Origin of the sequence: Alkalihalobacillus pseudalcaliphilus (assembly GCF_028610675.1) — a bacterium.
In the GTDB taxonomy this organism is placed as follows: domain Bacteria; phylum Bacillota; class Bacilli; order Bacillales; family Bacillaceae_D; genus Alkalihalobacillus; species Alkalihalobacillus pseudalcaliphilus.
The window spans coordinates 231,440-247,124 of sequence record NZ_JAQQWS010000005.1 but is presented as its reverse complement, the minus strand read 5'-3'; the positions used below and the strand labels follow the sequence as shown (position 1 = coordinate 247,124).

Sequence of the window (15,685 nt, the reverse complement as noted above, 5' to 3'; positions counted from 1 at the left end):
TCTCCCCTTCGTTACACATGCAATGGTTGTTTTTTATGTTCGCGAATCATGTTCATAAACGTATCGAATAAGTAATTAGCATCATGTGGTCCTGGTGACGCTTCTGGGTGGTATTGAACACTGAAGGCTGGATAGTTGATATGCTTTAAACCTTCTATCGTCCCATCATTGACAGCTTCATGTGTTAGCTCTAACTCCGTATTGGCTAATGAATCGAGGTCAACCGTATATCCATGATTTTGTGCCGTAATGTCAATCTTTCCTGTTGAGATTTCGCGCACCGGATGGTTAGAACCGCGATGCCCAAAGCGTAAACGACTCGTTGTCGCTCCGTTCGCCAATGCTAAAAGCTGATGACCTAAACAAATCCCAAAAATCGGAATCTTACCGATAATTCCTTTTATCATTTCAATCGCCTCTGGTACATCCTCTGGATTACCAGGCCCATTACTTAATAAAACACCGTCTGCACCTAAACGAATGATTTCCTCAGCACTTGTTTTGTAAGGGACAACAACGACATCACATTGGCGCTCAATTAACCCATGAAGGATACCGTGCTTCATACCAAAATCAACAAGCACGACTCTTTTCCCTTTTCCAGGTACATGATAAGGTTCCTTTGTTGAAACAAGCTCTACTTGATTACGCATCCACTTACTCATTTTTAAGTCTTTCACAACTTGTGTAACGTCGACGTCCACGTCGCAAATTCTTCCTTTTAAAGTGCCATGTTCTCGTATTAATCTCGTTAACTTACGAGTATCAATTCCTGCTAATCCAGGGATATTTTTTGCCTCTAGCAACGTATGCAAAGATTCTTCACTACGCCAGTGACTTGGCTCAAGCTCTATTTCCTTGACGATTAAACCGTGAATCGCTGGAGATATCGACTCAAAATCATCACGATTAATGCCGTAATTACCAATTAAAGGATAGGTTAACGTGACAATTTGTCCACAGTAGGAAGGGTCAGATAAAATCTCTTGATAACCGGTCATCCCCGTGTTAAAAACAACCTCACCACTCATTTCCATATCTGCCCCAAAGCCATAACCTTGATAAATGTCACCATTTTCTAAGATTAATAGTTTCTCTCTCATTTGATTACACTCCCTTGTTTCTTCTCCCAAACTTTTTGTCCACTTACAAACGTGTAAATGGGCCACCCTTGACAATTCCAGCCGTTAAACGGTGTATTTTTACCTTTAGATACAAAACTTTCATTCTCTATTTTCTCTTCTAACTTTAGGTCAATAACCGTTAAATCAGCCATGGCCCCTTCTTTGAGGCTTCCTTTATTTAAACGGAATGTTTTGGCAGGAAGTAATGTGAACCAATCGACTAATTGCTTTAAGCTCCACTTACCTGTTTGAACAAAATTCGTATAAAGAAGCGGAAAAGCCGTTTCTAAACCAACAATTCCAAATGGTGCCTTTTCTATTGGTAATGCTTTTTCCTCTGCGGTATGTGGAGCATGATCCGTCGCAATGAAATCAATCGTTCCATCTAACAAACCTTCAAGTAATGCCGCTTGGTCTTCTTTCCCTCGTAATGGTGGATTCATCTTATAATTCGTATCTAAACCAGGAATGTTTGCGTCATTTAAAAGTAAATGATGTGGCGTCACTTCCGCCGTCACATGAATCCCCGCTCTTTTGGCATCGCGAACAACTCGTACAGATTCCTTTGTACTAATATGACACACATGATAGTGGGCTCCTGCTGCTTCTGCTAATAAAACATCTCTAGCGATATGCACAGATTCACATACAGATGGAATTCCTGCTAAACCATGACTCTTTGAAAATTCACCTTCGTGAACGGCACCATTATGTATAAGCGTATTTTCCTCACAATGAGCAACGATCGCCATATCCAGCTCAGCTGCTCTAGTCATGGCTTGCAGCATTTTATCTGCCGATTGAACACCGACACCATCATCTGTAAATGCAAACGCTCCTGCTTCTTTTAATGCTTGAAAATCGGTAATTTCATCACCTAATTGTCTCGTTGTTATCGCTGCATATGGAAGCACATTAATATGACCCGTTTCTTTAATCCTATTGGTTAACCATTCCATTTGTTCTTTTGTATCTGGGACAGGACGAGTATTTGGCATTGCACAAATCGTTGTAAATCCACCTTTTGCCGCTGCAAGTGTTCCTGTTTCAATCGTTTCCTTTTTCTCACCACCAGGCTCACGCAAATGTACGTGAACATCGATAAAACCAGGTGTAATAAGTTTGCCAAATAGTTCAATGATTTCTTCAAAGGACCCTTCTGTATCAAAAGAAATCTTCCCATTTCTTATTGCGATATCTTTTTTTACCTGCTCACCATGTTCTCCTAAAATACATCCACCTTTTAATAAAATGCTCATCTACTCCGCCTCCCAGTTCATGATTTATATTAATTCTGTTAACACATTTTTTAAGACAGCCATTCTTACAGCGACACCATTTTCCATCTGCTTAAAAATTCTTGAGCGTTCACACTCTACTAATTCACTTGCAATCTCAACACCACGATTTACTGGGGCTGGATGAAGAATGATCGCCGCTTGCTTCATTTTTTTCTCACGTTCCAGCGTTAATCCATATTGCTGTAAGTACTGGTCTTTAGTAAACGTCATTTGACCATCATGGCGTTCATGCTGAATTCTTAATAACATCAATACATCAGCACGCCCGATGCCTTCATCCATAGAAACATAGGCATACCTCTCTTCAAAACCGTCCATCCATTCTTTCGGTCCTGAAATCGAAACACGTGCTCCAAGCTTCGTTAATATCTCGGCATTGGAACGAGCAACACGACTATGACTCATATCTCCACAAATAACAATTTCGAGATTTTGAAAGGTTTTGAACTCTTGTTTTATCGTTAATAAATCTAATAAAGATTGAGTAGGATGATGACCGCAACCGTCACCAGCATTGATAATTGGAATATTTAATTGAGCAAGCTGTTGGAAATAGGCATCTTCAGGATGGCGAATGACAAGAGCATTGGCACCAATTGCCTCTAACGTTTTCGCTGTGTCATACAGTGTCTCACCCTTTTGGACACTCGATGTTTCTGCTGAAAAGTTTAACACGTCTACTCCAAGTTTTTTTTCCGCTACTTCAAAGCTGAATTTCGTTCTTGTACTCGCTTCATAAAATAAGTTAGCAACAAACAGTTGACGGTTTGGAAACCACTGTCCACCTTTAGCAAAATATTGGGCGTCCTCTAAAAGTTGGTAAACCTTAGTTAAACTCAAGTTCGTTAAAGTTGTTAATCCTTTTACCTCGCTTGCAGCAAGCTCAATCATTCGAATCCCTCCATTTTTGTCATGGCGATAAAAAAAACGCCCTAAATTATCCATTTAGGGCGTAGAGAAAGTAACACCTGTTTTTTTATAACATGTGCCCTTTCTCAAAGCCCCTTTTAAGTCTCTCTGTACTTGTTTAAAGGATGCTTACTTATTTTCTTTTTGGTTTTCAACACTTATCTCTTCATCTGAAAAGAGCTGACTATTCTCACCAAAAGCTGCTTTCTTATCTGGTAAAATAATGTGTAGGAATACCCCTACAAATGTTGCTAAGGCCATACTGGCAATTTGAAACTCATCTGAAACCTTTAAGTAAGCTCCACCAATTCCAATGACTAAAATCGTAGATGCGATAACTAAGTTTCTTTTAATCCCAAAGTCAACTTTGTTTTCAATCAGCATTCTTAATCCAGATGAAGCAATAACACCAAAGAGTAAGATGGAGATTCCACCCATAACCGCAGATGGAATCGAAGAGATAACCGCTGAAATCTTACCAATGAAAGCGAACATGACGGCGATGACCGCAGTTCCTCCGATGACATAGACACTGAACACACGTGTCATTGCTAATACCCCAATATTTTCACCATACGTTGTATTTGGCGGACCACCAACGAGTGCTGCCACAATCGAAGCAACCCCGTCTCCCATTATCGAGCGATGTAAGCCTGGCTTTTCGATAAAGTTACGACCTGCTACTTTACTTAAAACCATTTGTTGGCCAATATGCTCCGCTAATGTAACAGCGGCAACTGGAACCATTACAAAGATAATTGCCCAAGAGAAATTTGGTGTATACGTGATAAACGGCAACATGACATCAGGTGCTTGAAACCACGGTGTTGCTTTGACATCTGTAAAATCGACCAAGCCTTGTACAGCTGCGAAAATGTATCCACTTGCTACACCAAATAAAATCGGAATAAGGCTAAAAAACCCTTTAAAGAACATATTGGCAATAAGTGTAACCGCTAATGTAAACAAAGCGACGATAAAGTGCTGTAAGCTATAAACCTTCGTAATCCCATCATCTAGTGTAATATTCATTGCCATATCAACGGCTGTACTAGCTAGACCTAATCCGATAACCATAATGATTGGCCCAACAACCGCTGGTGGTAAAATATTCATTAACCATTTTACACCACTTGTTTTAATCGCAATTGCGACTAATCCGTAGACAATCCCAGCAAAAAATGTCCCGACCATCACTCCTTCTGGACCACCTAAAGCTGTTGCTGTAATGATTGGACTAATAAAAGCGAATGAGGAACCTAGATAGGCAGGAATTTGTCCTCTTGTAATAAGTAAGTAGGCAAGCGTTCCTAAACCACTTGATAATAGTGCGACAGCTGGGCTTAATCCGACAAGCGCCGGTACTAAAATCGTTGCGCCAAACATGGCAAATAAGTGCTGTAAGCTTAAAACAACCCATTTATCGAACCTTGGAACATCTCTTACTCCTAAAACCTCATTTTGTTGTTGACTCATACTGTTGTTCCTCCCATGACTCTTACGCAAAAACCCTCTTAACCAAACAGCAGCTAAGAGGGTTCCATAGAATCATCACATGTCCATTTACCGCCATGCGACTCCCTATGTTGCTCTTGCCAGCCTCTCTGGACTGTTTTAAAGAGTTTTCTTATTTTATTTTTTACTTAATTGAACTTGGTCGATTTTATCTACTTCTTTTAAGGCAGCTACAATAATTTCTGATTTCGACGTTGGCACATTCTTCCCCACATAATCAGGTCGAATTGGTAATTCACGATGGCCTCTATCTACTAAAACAGCCAGTTGAATTTGTGCAGGTCTTCCTAAATCAATTAAGGCATCCAAAGCAGCTCGAACGGTTCTTCCTGTATATAACACATCATCAACAAGAATCACTTTGCGATTTTCGATATTAATTGGAATATTTGTACCTTGAATAACAGGGTCTTCACTGTCGGTTTTATGCGATAAATCATCACGATATAACGTAATATCGATTTCACCGACTGCAATCGTTTTGCCTTCAATCTTTTCAATTCTTTCGGCTAAACGTTCTGCTAGATAAATCCCTCTCGTTTTAATTCCGACGAGCACGCAGTCCTCAATGCCTTTATTGCGCTCAATAATTTCATGAGCAATTCTTGTAGTCGCTCTTGAAATCGCTTGTTCGTCTAAAATGACTTGAGACATATTCTTCTAACCTCCCTTACCACATTTCCCTTTACAGCACCAAAAAAACCTCTTGTCACCGATGACAAGAGGGCATAGTTAAATAAACACAATAAGTCATAATTCGACCTATATAGTTACTTACTGTTCCTTCTTAGCCTCACGGGACTATAATTAAAGGGTTATTAAGTTCTTATATACTATCTCACAAAAGCAGTTTAGTGTCAACTAATAATTCGAAGATGTGCGAGTAATTTTTCCATATCTTCTGGAATTGGTCTTTCAAATTCAATCCACTCACCAGATGTTGGATGTTCAAATCCAAGCACCGCCGCATGTAGAGCTTGACCTTCGATTTCTAACGTTTTCTTTGGGCCATATTTCGGATCGCCAGCTAAAGGAAAACCAATATATTTCATATGCACACGAATTTGATGGGTTCTACCGGTTTCAAGCTCACATTCTACATACGTATAATCTGTAAAACGTTCCATGACTTTAAAATGAGTAACCGCATCACGTGAATGCTCTTCTGTAACCGTCATGCTTTGTCGGTCTTTTTTATCACGACCAATCGGTGCATCAATCGTCCCGCTTTGATGCGAGATGACACCATGGACAATCGCCTTATACAGACGTTTCGTCGTTTTTGCCTTTAATTGATCAACTAACGATTCATGGGCTTTATCATTTTTGGCAACCATGAGTAGACCAGATGTATCTTTATCAATACGGTGGACTATGCCCGGTCTAATAACGCCATTGATACCTGAGAGGTCTTGGCAATGATACATAAGTGCATTGACCAATGTCCCCGTGTAATGACCTGGAGCTGGGTGTACAACCATACCTCGAGGTTTATTTACGACAATAACATCTGCATCCTCAAAAACGATGTCAAGCGGAATATTTTCAGCGACTACCTCAAGTACTTCAGGCTCGGGGATCGACCAGACGACGACATCACCTTCGGCCACTTTATAATTACTCTTGACGACCGCCCCATTAACTTGTACAAGCTTATCTTTTATCCACTGCTGGACTTGTGTTCTTGAACAATCTTGACTTTGTAACGATACAAATTTATCAATTCTTACTCCTGATTCGTCTGAGCTAACCTCATACGTTAAAACTTCCATTACTTCTTCTTCTCCTTTTTTGCTTGACGCTCATCCATAAACATTTTAATAAATAAAAGAGCAACACCTATACATAATGCGGAATCAGCTACATTAAAAATCGCAAAATTGTAACCAAATGGATATGTATCAATAAAGTCGACAACTTCACCTCTGAAAACTCGGTCGATGAAATTACCAATTGCTCCACCTAAAATGAGTCCTAATGACGTTCCATACAAGACATTATACTTTCCTTCTTTTTGCATAAAATAAACGATACCAATAATAACCACAACCGTTACGATATAGAAAAACCACATTTGTCCTTCTAAAATGCCAAAAGCGGCCCCTGTATTTCGGTGTGAGGTAAAATAAAGGAATCCATCAATTAATGGAATACGTTGGCCTAACTCCATTTGAGTCGCAACGATCCATTTTGTTATTTGATCTAAAACAATGATGAGAGCTGCAATAATATAATAAATCACAGAAATCCTCCGTTCTCTTCTTCATGCCATTCTTTAGCATTATAGCACAAAAAGAGGGGAAAGATCCCCTCTTACCTTACTCATCACGACTCTCTTCATCCTCTTCTTCTAAATAATCTCGAAGGCGACGATTATTCTGGACATGCACATGTTCTGCCCCTTTAAAGCCTTCCAGATCTGTCGATAAGAAACCATCTAATTCATCGACATACCCAATCTCTTCTTCCTCTTGATCTGTTGCTGGGTCTTCATAAATATTAGGTCGCTCATTGTAACTGGCCACCGCTTGATAAGCATCTTCTGCATCAAACTCTGTTTCGGTATCATCTCCATCATAATTATAACGCTCTGGACTAACAAGTACATCTTCTTCGACCGGACGATAATCCTCTACATGAGAATTCGCTTCTTCAATCACCGTTTTTGCCAGTGGATTGGCCTCTAAACGTTCAAGCGGGATTTCTTTACCTGTTTTCTCACAAATCCCAAACGTTCCCTCCTCAAACTTTTGAAGTGCCGCTTTGACTTGCTCATATTCATCTTCAGCATGTTCTTCTAAAGCAAAATCCTTTTCTCGTTCATATAAGTCAGTGGCATTATCAGCAGGATGATTATCATATTGGGATAATTCCGTACTTGAGTCTGCTTCACTTTGATGTAACTCACTTTCTTGGTACCGTTTTAGCTTTTGTTCTAGCTGTTCTTTTTGTTCGGTTAACTGTGTGTAAATATGCTGATAACTCTTGTCTATTTTCATTGGTTTTTCACCTTCCCTATCGTTATTGAATATACATATATTAGCTTGCCACGAAAAAATCTTTTCTAGACAAACCGTCGTAAAAAATTACTTACTAAATGCCTTCCCTTCATTTAAATTTTTTAATCATACGATAAATGAATGCCAAAAAAACAGCTCCACCTAAAACGTGGAGCTGTTATAGCTTTTATTCTGTTCCTTCTTCTTGGTAATAATTTTGAACCGTTTCAGCACAAGATGTACATAAAGTTGGGTGCTCTGCATGTGATCCGACTGTAGTCGTTACAGTCCAACAACGCTCACATGTTTCGCCATCCGCCGCTTCAACAAACACGGCTATCCCTTCAAAAGTGACAGCTTGTTCTACCTTTTTGTTAAGGCCTTTGACGAGATTCACTTTTGACACAATAAAGAGCTTTTCTAATCCGTCAATTCCTTGTAATAGCTCATAATTATCGTCATCCGCATACAACGTTAACGATGCTGCCAGTGACTTACCGATAATTTTCTCATTTCGTGCTTGTTCTAGAGCTTTTAAGACGTCCGAACGAATGGACATGAATTGATTCCATGTTGCTTTTAAGGATTCAACATCACCGAATGAACGAGCTTCCGGCATATCTGATAATTGAACACTTCCTTCAACGGCATTAGGAATATTTTCCCAAACCTCATCGGCAGTATGCGATAAAATAGGTGATATTAACTTCGATAATTTAACAACCGTTTCATACATCACCGTTTGAATTGCACGACGTGAAGGATGATTTGCATGTTCAATATAAAGCGTATCTTTAGCAAGGTCCATATAGAATGAACTCAACTCAATCGTACAGAAATTATGCAAGGTATGATAAACGCTTGAAAAATTATATTCTTCATATCCTTTTTTCACTTTTTCAACGACTTCATTCAACTTTACAAGCATAAAGAGGTTCACACCATGCAAATCCTCATCTTCCACTCGATCTGTAGCAGGGTTAAAATCATGGAGATTCCCGAGTAAGAAACGGAATGTATTTCTAATTTTACGATAAGACTCAGAAACTTGTTTTAAAATCTCATCAGAGACGCGAACATCGGCTTGATAATCAACCGACGCCACCCATAATCGTAATATATCAGCACCAAGCTGCTTCATGACATCATTTGGCACAACAACATTCCCGATCGACTTACTCATTTTACGACCTTGGCCATCTAAAGCAAAACCGTGACTTAAAATCCCTTTGTATGGAGCCTTACCTGTTACAGCAACACCTGTCGATAAAGAGGAGTTGAACCAACCACGATACTGGTCAGATCCTTCCAAATAAAGGTCTGCTGGACGTTGTAATCCTTCTCTTTCCTCTAATACAGCTTGATGTGATGAGCCCGAATCAAACCATACATCCATAATGTCCATCTCTCTTGTGAAAGTTCCATTTGGACTATGAATAGAGGTGAATCCTTGTGGTAATAGCTCACTTGTTTCCCACTCAAACCAAATATTAGAGCCGTGTTCACGGAAAAGATTCGAGACATGCTCAATTGTTTCATCCGTAATAATCGGTTGGCCATCTTCCCCATAAAAAACAGGGATTGGCACACCCCATGCACGTTGGCGAGAAATACACCAATCTCCACGGTCACGAACCATATTAAATAATCGGGTTTCTCCCCATTTAGGAATCCACTCAACCTCTTCAATCGCTTGTAGAAGCTCCCCGCGGAAATTCTCAATAGAAGCAAACCATTGCGAAGTCGCACGATAGATCACTGGCTTTTTTGTACGCCAATCATGAGCATACGAGTGTGTAATAAAGGAAAGTTTTAATAAAGCTCCTACACTTTCTAACTTTTCGCCAATTGGTTTATTAGCCACATCGTAAAATAACCCTTCAAATCCAGGAGCTTCATCTGTTAAATAACCTTTATCATCCACAGGGCATAATACGTCTAAACCATACTTTTGACCAACGATATAGTCATCCTCACCATGACCTGGTGCCGTGTGAACACACCCCGTACCAGCATCTAATGTGACATGTTCACCTAAAATGACAACCGAGTGGCGGTCATAAATAGGATGTTTCGTTTGAACAAATTCCAATTGAGAACCTTTTAGTGTTTGAACCGTTTCATACCTTTCCCATTCCAGCTCTTTTTCTAACGTTTCTAACAGACCAGTTGCCACTACATATTTAACACCATTGACTTTGACAACACTATAGTCTAATTCCGGGTGAACACTAATCGCTAAGTTAGCAGGAATTGTCCACGGAGTCGTCGTCCAAATGATGAATTTCTCATCACCTGCTAATACATCTTTACCATCTACAACATCAAATGTTACATAAATCGATGGTGAACGTTTATCATGATATTCAATTTCAGCTTCTGCGAGCGCTGACTCTGAAGACGGTGACCAATACACGGGCTTTTTCCCTTTATAGATATACCCCTTTTTAGCCATCTCACCAAACACTTTAATTTGTTGTGCTTCATATGCCTTATCTAAAGTAATATACGGATTCCACCAATCGCCACGCACTCCTAGGCGAAGAAATTGCTCACGTTGACGGTCGATTTGTTTTAACGCATATTCTTCACATAGCTTACGAAATGCTGCTACACTCATTTCTTTACGCTTTACTTTTCCACTTTTCGTTAACGCTGTTTCAATCGGTAAACCGTGCGTATCCCAGCCAGGTACATAAGGGGCATGATAGCCTGACATGGATTTATAACGTACAATGATATCCTTTAAAATTTTATTTAGAGCATGTCCCATATGAATATCACCGTTCGCATATGGTGGTCCATCATGTAGGATAAAAAGCGGCCTTCCCTCTGTACGTTTTTGTACTTGTGCATAAATATCCTCTGAGCTCCATTTTTCTTGACGCTTTGGCTCGTTTTGCGGTAAATTTCCTCGCATCGGAAAATTCGTTTTTGGCATTAGTAATGTTCTTTTATATTCAACCATTACTGAACCCTCCTTCATTTTTCGCTTTGCAGCTTGGTTGTTAACTCATTCCTTCTATTTTGGACAAATAAAAAAAGTCCTCTTATCCCTAGGTTAGGGACGAGAAGACTACCCGTGGTACCACCCTAATGAGCATGTCTCAAAAGCATGCCCACTCTTCATCCTTAACGTGAATGAAACGTTACCTCTTACTATGTATATTTCAGAAGTAAGACTAAAAGGTGATTTCACAATAGCTACGTTAATCGAGCTCCCACCATCCTCGAATCGCTATATACCGTTTGCTATGCTACTATCCTTTATACTCGTCTTTCAATTATTGAAATTAGTCATATTATATGACAGACTTGATGATATCGCAAGTGAGCTTATGAGTTACTAGGCTCTTCTTCTTCCTTCTCGACCGCAAACTGATCCCAATCATCGGTTTGAAGCATCTCTAATTGAGCTTCAATTAACATTTTGAAGCGCATTTTGTAAACAGAAGCCTGTTTTTTGATTTCTTCCATTTCAATCATCACTTTACGTGATTTGTTTAATGCATCGTTTATAATACGATCGGCATTTTTTTCGGCTTCCTTCACGATAAGTTGTGCTTCTTTTTGAGCATTTCTTCTTACTTCTTCAGCAGACTCTTGAGCAACCAATATTGATTTATTTAACGTTTCTTCAATATTTTTAAAATGCTCAAGTTTCTCCTCAAGCTCATTAACTTGTGTAAATAACTCTTTTTTCTCTGTAATAATGGATTCATAATCCTTAATTACTTGGTCTAAAAATTCATTTACCTCATCTTCATCATAGCCACGAAAAGCCCTTGTAAATTCTTTATTATGAATATCTAATGGCGTTAAAGGCAAATTAGCCACCTCCGTCAATCTATTATTAAAGTTCATTGTCTCCTAATTGCTAATTCGACAAGTTTTTCTAAAACCCTCTTTTTATCCTTTAAACATAATAACTAATGCTTCGTTTGGTACAAAATACGGACTTTATCTTTTTTTGTCTTACCTTCAATAGAAACGAGCTGGCTTCTTCCCAATCCACGTACCGAAAAATGATCACCTGCTTCTACTTGAAAAGAGCCTGACTCGATCAATTTCCAATTTACCTTTACATAACCTTTTGTGAAATAGGGCTCTAATTTCGAGCGTGACACTCGATATATTTCAGCCAAAATCACATCGAGGCGCAAAGAAGAAACCGTTCCTGATTGTTGCCGCCATGTTTCTACCGCGTTCATTTGTTCAGAAAAATAGAGCGCTTCTAGTGAAACTGTTGCTTTTCCAATCGATGTCACATTGGATTCTACATATAAGGCCGTTTCTTTTGCCACAATTAGTTGTATACGGTTATCCATAATCAAGATATCACCAAACTTTTCACGCTTTAAGCCGACAGACATTAATGAACCTAATATATCACGATGACTAAGTGTCACAAATTTACTCGGATAGTTTAATTCAAAAAGGACACAGTCATAGTCTTGCTCGCAGTGCTCAATAAAAACAGGTGTAAGCAAGGCTCGCTTTCGTTCAACCTCAAAGCGTCCACCAAAAAAAGAAAGTCGCAATTCATCATCTGTTCCAATTATTGTCGCTAAGATTTCTTGCTCACGTGGATTTAAAAAATCAGTGAGCCTTTCTTTATAGAAATCCTTTACTTCTTCTTTCCAAGAGAGAACTTGATCAACAAAAACTCGTTCCTCTTCTCTAAAATGCTGATAGATGGAAATCTTGCTCACTCCATTTCATTTTCTAACGAAGTCCAAATAAAACCAACACACCTTGAGAAGCAATCCTTAATACGATAATTGCAACAATTGGTGAGAGGTCAATCATACCTAACGGTGGAATGATTCTTCTAAATGGTTCTAGAAATGGTTCAACAATGGAGCCTAAAAATTGACCAAAAGAAGACTCTCTTGCATTAGGGAACCAACTCATAAAAATATAGATAATCACTAAGAATGAATACATAACCATTAAATTCGATATCATCGATCCAATCATCTGTAACAAAAAACTCACCACCTTTATAAATGAGCAACTCTAATTTTGAAATTGCTCCTGTACCATATCTGTAATTGTACCAGATACATCAACATTATCTGGGGTACATAAAAAGATATTCCCACCTAGCTTTTGAATATCCCCACCAATAGCATACACTGTTCCACTTAAAAAATCGACTATTCGCTTTGCTTGTTCATGAGAAATTCGTTGTAAATTAATGATAACTGCTTTTCGATTTTTCAAATGATCGGCAATGTCTTGTGCTTCATCATACGTTCTAGGCTCAAAAAGAATGACTTTTGAAGCACTTTTTTGGATGCTTTGTAAACTGACAACATTTTGACCACTACCTGGTTCTTTTGCTTTGGATGAAGTCTGTGCTTGAGCAGGTGAAGAAAATGACTGCTGTGAACGTGTCTTTCTCGTCTTCGGCTCCTCATATGAGGTTTCTTCATTCACAAATTCTTCATATTCCTGCACATCATCCTCTAATTCAAAATAACGTTTAAATTTCGATTTAATGCTCATCACTTTTCCCTCCTATATCGATATCGATTAGTATTCTTTACCGACCAAAGCTGTTCCAACACGGATGAATGTTGCTCCTTCTTCTAATGCAACATGATAATCATTCGACATGCCCATTGATAGTTCATGACACGGGGCATGTCGATATTGCTTTCGTTCAATTTCTTCTTTCAGTTCACGTAGATGACGAAAAATCGGTCGCGTTAATTCAGGGTCATCATAAAATGGGGCCATCGTCATTAAACCGACAACTTCAATCGCCTCAAATTCAGCTAACTGTTCTATAAAGCTAAAAAGCTCTTCCGCCGTTACACCTGATTTGGTTTCTTCTCCTGAGACGTTTACCTGAACAAAGCACCGAACTTTTTGTCCCTTATTGGCACGCTTGTCCATTTCCTTCGCTAAGGAAAGTCTATCAAGTGAATGAAAATAATCAAACTTATCAATCACATGTTTCACTTTTTTTGATTGCAAAGAACCGATAAAATGCCAAGTACCTTGTTGACCAAGTGCTTGCCATTTTTGCACACCCTCTTCCGCTCGATTTTCACCGATATGTTCGATTCCAGCACGAAGGGCAGCAACTGTTGTATCTTCACTCACATATTTCGTTACGGCAATTACCTTGATTTCTTCTACATGCCTTTCAACCTTTTGGCATATAGCTGTTATATGTTCTTGTAACTCTTGTACATTTTTTGATACATCTACACTCATCACTTACATACCACCCGTCCGATAAAACTCATTAACCTTCCTGTCTTACCTTGATCTCTACGATGTGAGAAAAACAAAGAATCCTCATCATGCGTGCAAAATGATGACTGATAGATTTGCTCTTTCTTTAATCCATAATCAAGAAAACGTAAGTAATGAAGTTTCCTTAAATCTAATAAATAATGACCAGGCCTTGTTTGAACCGTCACTTCTTTTAATTGCTCTTCACCGAATTGCGCAGCTACTCTTTCAGCCACATATGTATCAACTTCATAAGCATTTTGGCTAATGCACGGGCCAATAGCCACTTCTATTTGGTCGAGTGGAACTTGCTCTTCTTTCTCCCAAATAGATAGCATCTTAGTACCTATACCCAAAACGGTCCCTTTCCAACCAGCATGTGCCAAACCAATAAAAGGTTTTGTTTTTGATCGATAATAGAGCGGTACACAGTCAGCGTAAAGGCTCGTCAAAAGGATATTCGACTGATCCGTATACAGACCATCTGTGCTTTTAATCGCTGTATCCAGATACCTTGCACCCTTGCCTTTATCCTCTTCCGTTATTTTCTTAATCGAAGCTTCATGAACCTGCTCAGAACTTACCCAAGAATCGAGGGGAACCCCTAAGATTCCCGCCACCATTTGACGATTCTTTTGAACATGCTCTTGTAGATCTGGAACATGAAAACCCATATTTAAGGAGAGAAAATGGCCTGTACTGTTACCCCCATTTTTTGTCGTAAAGCCGGCTATTAGATCTTTATTATCGGCTACCCAAGGCTTTAACTGAAGTAATTGATCGTGTTCTTGAACAAATGGTTCTGTCACGCCATCCCCGCTCCTTTATTACAAAATATATTTACCTCATACACATTTATTTTACCATAAGATAACATAACCAATAAACGACTTTCTTCACCATTTACCGCCTTTTTGTTTGTGATTGCCGAAAAGCGTTGTCAGAAAATGCTTTGATCGATTCAGGAACTTCTACAATAATGACATCCGAGCCAATTTTAATGATGTTATCCCATGGTATGATGACCTCTGCTTCATTTCGTCCAAGTAAACCCATCACCTTATTTGTGCCATTAATAATCATCGCTTCAATTCTACCAGTAGTTAAGTTAATATCTAAGTCGGTCACATGTCCAAGACGTCGACCATTTTCCATATTTACGATATCTTTTGATTGTAAATCAGATATTTTCATCATTAAAATCCCCATCCTTTTTACATGTCTTACAACCACTATATGCAGGACATCCTTAAAATATCTATACCTAACTAAAATCACGATTTTATCAAAGGAAGTAAAAATGAAATAATCTTTCTGAGTGCAAAATTGTATAAAGTTTCCACGTCCATAGTGGTGGTAAGTAACTCTCCTTATTTGGTTGCCTTTTATATTTTTGTATAAAAGTTGGCTAACGCTGGAATGCGGAGCACTAATTGCCGCTACCGAAAATCATGCTCCGTGTCAATCTGTGGAAAGCATGCCCCCATTCCCATAGCGATATCCTAAGGAACGAACTATCGCCTGTAGCGAACTTCCATATAAAAAACTACCCGATGCACGCATACATTCAGGTAGTTTTGGATTCATC

The 15,685-nt window shown here is 39.0% G+C and carries 16 protein-coding genes and 1 other annotated feature; all 16 genes read right to left on the bottom strand.

What is annotated here, in order from left to right; all coding sequences use genetic code 11:
- Positions 1-11 precede the first annotated feature (11 nt).
- The 16 genes from PQ479_RS13050 to PQ479_RS12975 all read right to left on the bottom strand — a co-directional run bounded on the left by PQ479_RS13050 (position 12) and on the right by PQ479_RS12975 (position 15,294).
- Positions 12-1,103 carry a carbamoyl phosphate synthase small subunit gene (locus PQ479_RS13050; protein WP_047987802.1) on the bottom strand — a complete coding sequence of 364 codons (1,092 nt, stop codon included), beginning with the start codon at positions 1,101-1,103 and terminating at the stop codon, positions 12-14.
- Positions 1,100-2,383, bottom strand: a complete 1,284-nt coding sequence (locus PQ479_RS13045; protein ID WP_047987801.1) for a dihydroorotase — start codon at positions 2,381-2,383, stop codon at positions 1,100-1,102. The genes PQ479_RS13050 and PQ479_RS13045 overlap by 4 nt, the downstream gene beginning before the upstream one ends.
- A gap of 24 nt (positions 2,384-2,407) precedes the next feature.
- Positions 2,408-3,316: an aspartate carbamoyltransferase catalytic subunit gene (locus PQ479_RS13040; RefSeq protein WP_047987800.1), complete on the bottom strand. Its 909-nt coding sequence runs from the start codon at positions 3,314-3,316 to the stop codon at positions 2,408-2,410.
- 147 nt (positions 3,317-3,463) lie between these two features.
- Entirely contained in the window at positions 3,464-4,810 is a 1,347-nt protein-coding gene (locus tag PQ479_RS13035) for a uracil-xanthine permease family protein (RefSeq protein WP_047987799.1), read from the bottom strand.
- Between the two features lie 156 nt (positions 4,811-4,966).
- The gene (gene pyrR / locus PQ479_RS13030; RefSeq protein ID WP_047987798.1) at positions 4,967-5,503 is read right to left on the bottom strand and encodes a bifunctional pyr operon transcriptional regulator/uracil phosphoribosyltransferase PyrR; all 537 of its coding nucleotides are present in this window, start codon (positions 5,501-5,503) and stop codon (positions 4,967-4,969) included.
- 203 nt (positions 5,504-5,706) lie between these two features.
- Positions 5,707-6,621, bottom strand: a complete 915-nt coding sequence (locus tag PQ479_RS13025) for an RluA family pseudouridine synthase (protein ID WP_047987797.1) — start codon at positions 6,619-6,621, stop codon at positions 5,707-5,709.
- Positions 6,621-7,091, bottom strand: coding sequence for a signal peptidase II (lspA, locus tag PQ479_RS13020; RefSeq protein ID WP_047987796.1), 471 nt, complete (start codon positions 7,089-7,091; stop codon positions 6,621-6,623). Before lspA ends, PQ479_RS13025 begins: the two co-directional genes overlap by 1 nt.
- Positions 7,092-7,167: 76 nt before the next feature.
- The gene (locus PQ479_RS13015; protein ID WP_047987795.1) at positions 7,168-7,848 is read right to left on the bottom strand and encodes a TraR/DksA C4-type zinc finger protein; all 681 of its coding nucleotides are present in this window, start codon (positions 7,846-7,848) and stop codon (positions 7,168-7,170) included.
- A gap of 187 nt (positions 7,849-8,035) precedes the next feature.
- Complete coding sequence (ileS, locus tag PQ479_RS13010) at positions 8,036-10,816, bottom strand: isoleucine--tRNA ligase (protein WP_047987794.1); 2,781 nt, start codon at positions 10,814-10,816, stop codon at positions 8,036-8,038.
- Positions 10,817-10,908: 92 nt separating this feature from the next.
- Positions 10,909-11,131 (bottom strand) — a binding site (T-box leader).
- Between the two features lie 53 nt (positions 11,132-11,184).
- Entirely contained in the window at positions 11,185-11,676 is a 492-nt protein-coding gene (locus tag PQ479_RS13005; RefSeq protein WP_047987793.1) for a DivIVA domain-containing protein, read from the bottom strand.
- Positions 11,677-11,777: 101 nt separating this feature from the next.
- A complete protein-coding gene (locus PQ479_RS13000; RefSeq protein WP_047988011.1) occupies positions 11,778-12,551 on the bottom strand; it encodes a YlmH family RNA-binding protein in 774 nt (257 codons plus the stop codon).
- Positions 12,552-12,573: 22 nt separating this feature from the next.
- Positions 12,574-12,828 carry a YggT family protein gene (locus PQ479_RS12995; protein WP_047988010.1) on the bottom strand — a complete coding sequence of 85 codons (255 nt, stop codon included), beginning with the start codon at positions 12,826-12,828 and terminating at the stop codon, positions 12,574-12,576.
- Positions 12,829-12,867: 39 nt separating this feature from the next.
- Complete coding sequence (locus tag PQ479_RS12990) at positions 12,868-13,359, bottom strand: cell division protein SepF (protein WP_047987792.1); 492 nt, start codon at positions 13,357-13,359, stop codon at positions 12,868-12,870.
- Between the two features lie 27 nt (positions 13,360-13,386).
- Positions 13,387-14,076 (bottom strand): YggS family pyridoxal phosphate-dependent enzyme, encoded by a 690-nt coding sequence (locus PQ479_RS12985; protein ID WP_047987791.1) that lies wholly within the window; start codon positions 14,074-14,076, stop codon positions 13,387-13,389.
- The gene (pgeF, locus tag PQ479_RS12980) at positions 14,076-14,906 is read right to left on the bottom strand and encodes a peptidoglycan editing factor PgeF (RefSeq protein ID WP_047987790.1); all 831 of its coding nucleotides are present in this window, start codon (positions 14,904-14,906) and stop codon (positions 14,076-14,078) included. The genes PQ479_RS12985 and pgeF overlap by 1 nt, the downstream gene beginning before the upstream one ends.
- A gap of 94 nt (positions 14,907-15,000) precedes the next feature.
- The gene (locus PQ479_RS12975) at positions 15,001-15,294 is read right to left on the bottom strand and encodes a YlmC/YmxH family sporulation protein (protein WP_047987789.1); all 294 of its coding nucleotides are present in this window, start codon (positions 15,292-15,294) and stop codon (positions 15,001-15,003) included.
- Between the last annotated feature and the right edge of the window lie 391 nt (positions 15,295-15,685).

What these genes read in the sequence shown, in the direction of transcription:
- PQ479_RS13035 (WP_047987799.1), bottom strand. Translation starts at nt 4,810, where the DNA reads ATGAGTCAACAACAAAATGAGGTTTTAGGAGTAAGAGATGTTCCAAGG.
- PQ479_RS13015 (WP_047987795.1), bottom strand. Translation starts at nt 7,848, where the DNA reads ATGAAAATAGACAAGAGTTATCAGCATATTTACACACAGTTAACCGAA.
- PQ479_RS12995 (WP_047988010.1), bottom strand. Translation starts at nt 12,828, where the DNA reads ATGATTGGATCGATGATATCGAATTTAATGGTTATGTATTCATTCTTA.
- PQ479_RS12975 (WP_047987789.1), bottom strand. Translation starts at nt 15,294, where the DNA reads ATGATGAAAATATCTGATTTACAATCAAAAGATATCGTAAATATGGAA.
- PQ479_RS12990 (WP_047987792.1), bottom strand. Translation starts at nt 13,359, where the DNA reads ATGAGCATTAAATCGAAATTTAAACGTTATTTTGAATTAGAGGATGAT.
- PQ479_RS13025 (WP_047987797.1), bottom strand. Translation starts at nt 6,621, where the DNA reads ATGGAAGTTTTAACGTATGAGGTTAGCTCAGACGAATCAGGAGTAAGA.
- PQ479_RS13040 (WP_047987800.1), bottom strand. Translation starts at nt 3,316, where the DNA reads ATGATTGAGCTTGCTGCAAGCGAGGTAAAAGGATTAACAACTTTAACG.
- PQ479_RS12985 (WP_047987791.1), bottom strand. Translation starts at nt 14,076, where the DNA reads ATGAGTGTAGATGTATCAAAAAATGTACAAGAGTTACAAGAACATATA.
- ileS (WP_047987794.1), bottom strand. Translation starts at nt 10,816, where the DNA reads ATGGTTGAATATAAAAGAACATTACTAATGCCAAAAACGAATTTTCCG.
- PQ479_RS13045 (WP_047987801.1), bottom strand. Translation starts at nt 2,383, where the DNA reads ATGAGCATTTTATTAAAAGGTGGATGTATTTTAGGAGAACATGGTGAG.
- pyrR (WP_047987798.1), bottom strand. Translation starts at nt 5,503, where the DNA reads ATGTCTCAAGTCATTTTAGACGAACAAGCGATTTCAAGAGCGACTACA.
- PQ479_RS13050 (WP_047987802.1), bottom strand. Translation starts at nt 1,103, where the DNA reads ATGAGAGAGAAACTATTAATCTTAGAAAATGGTGACATTTATCAAGGT.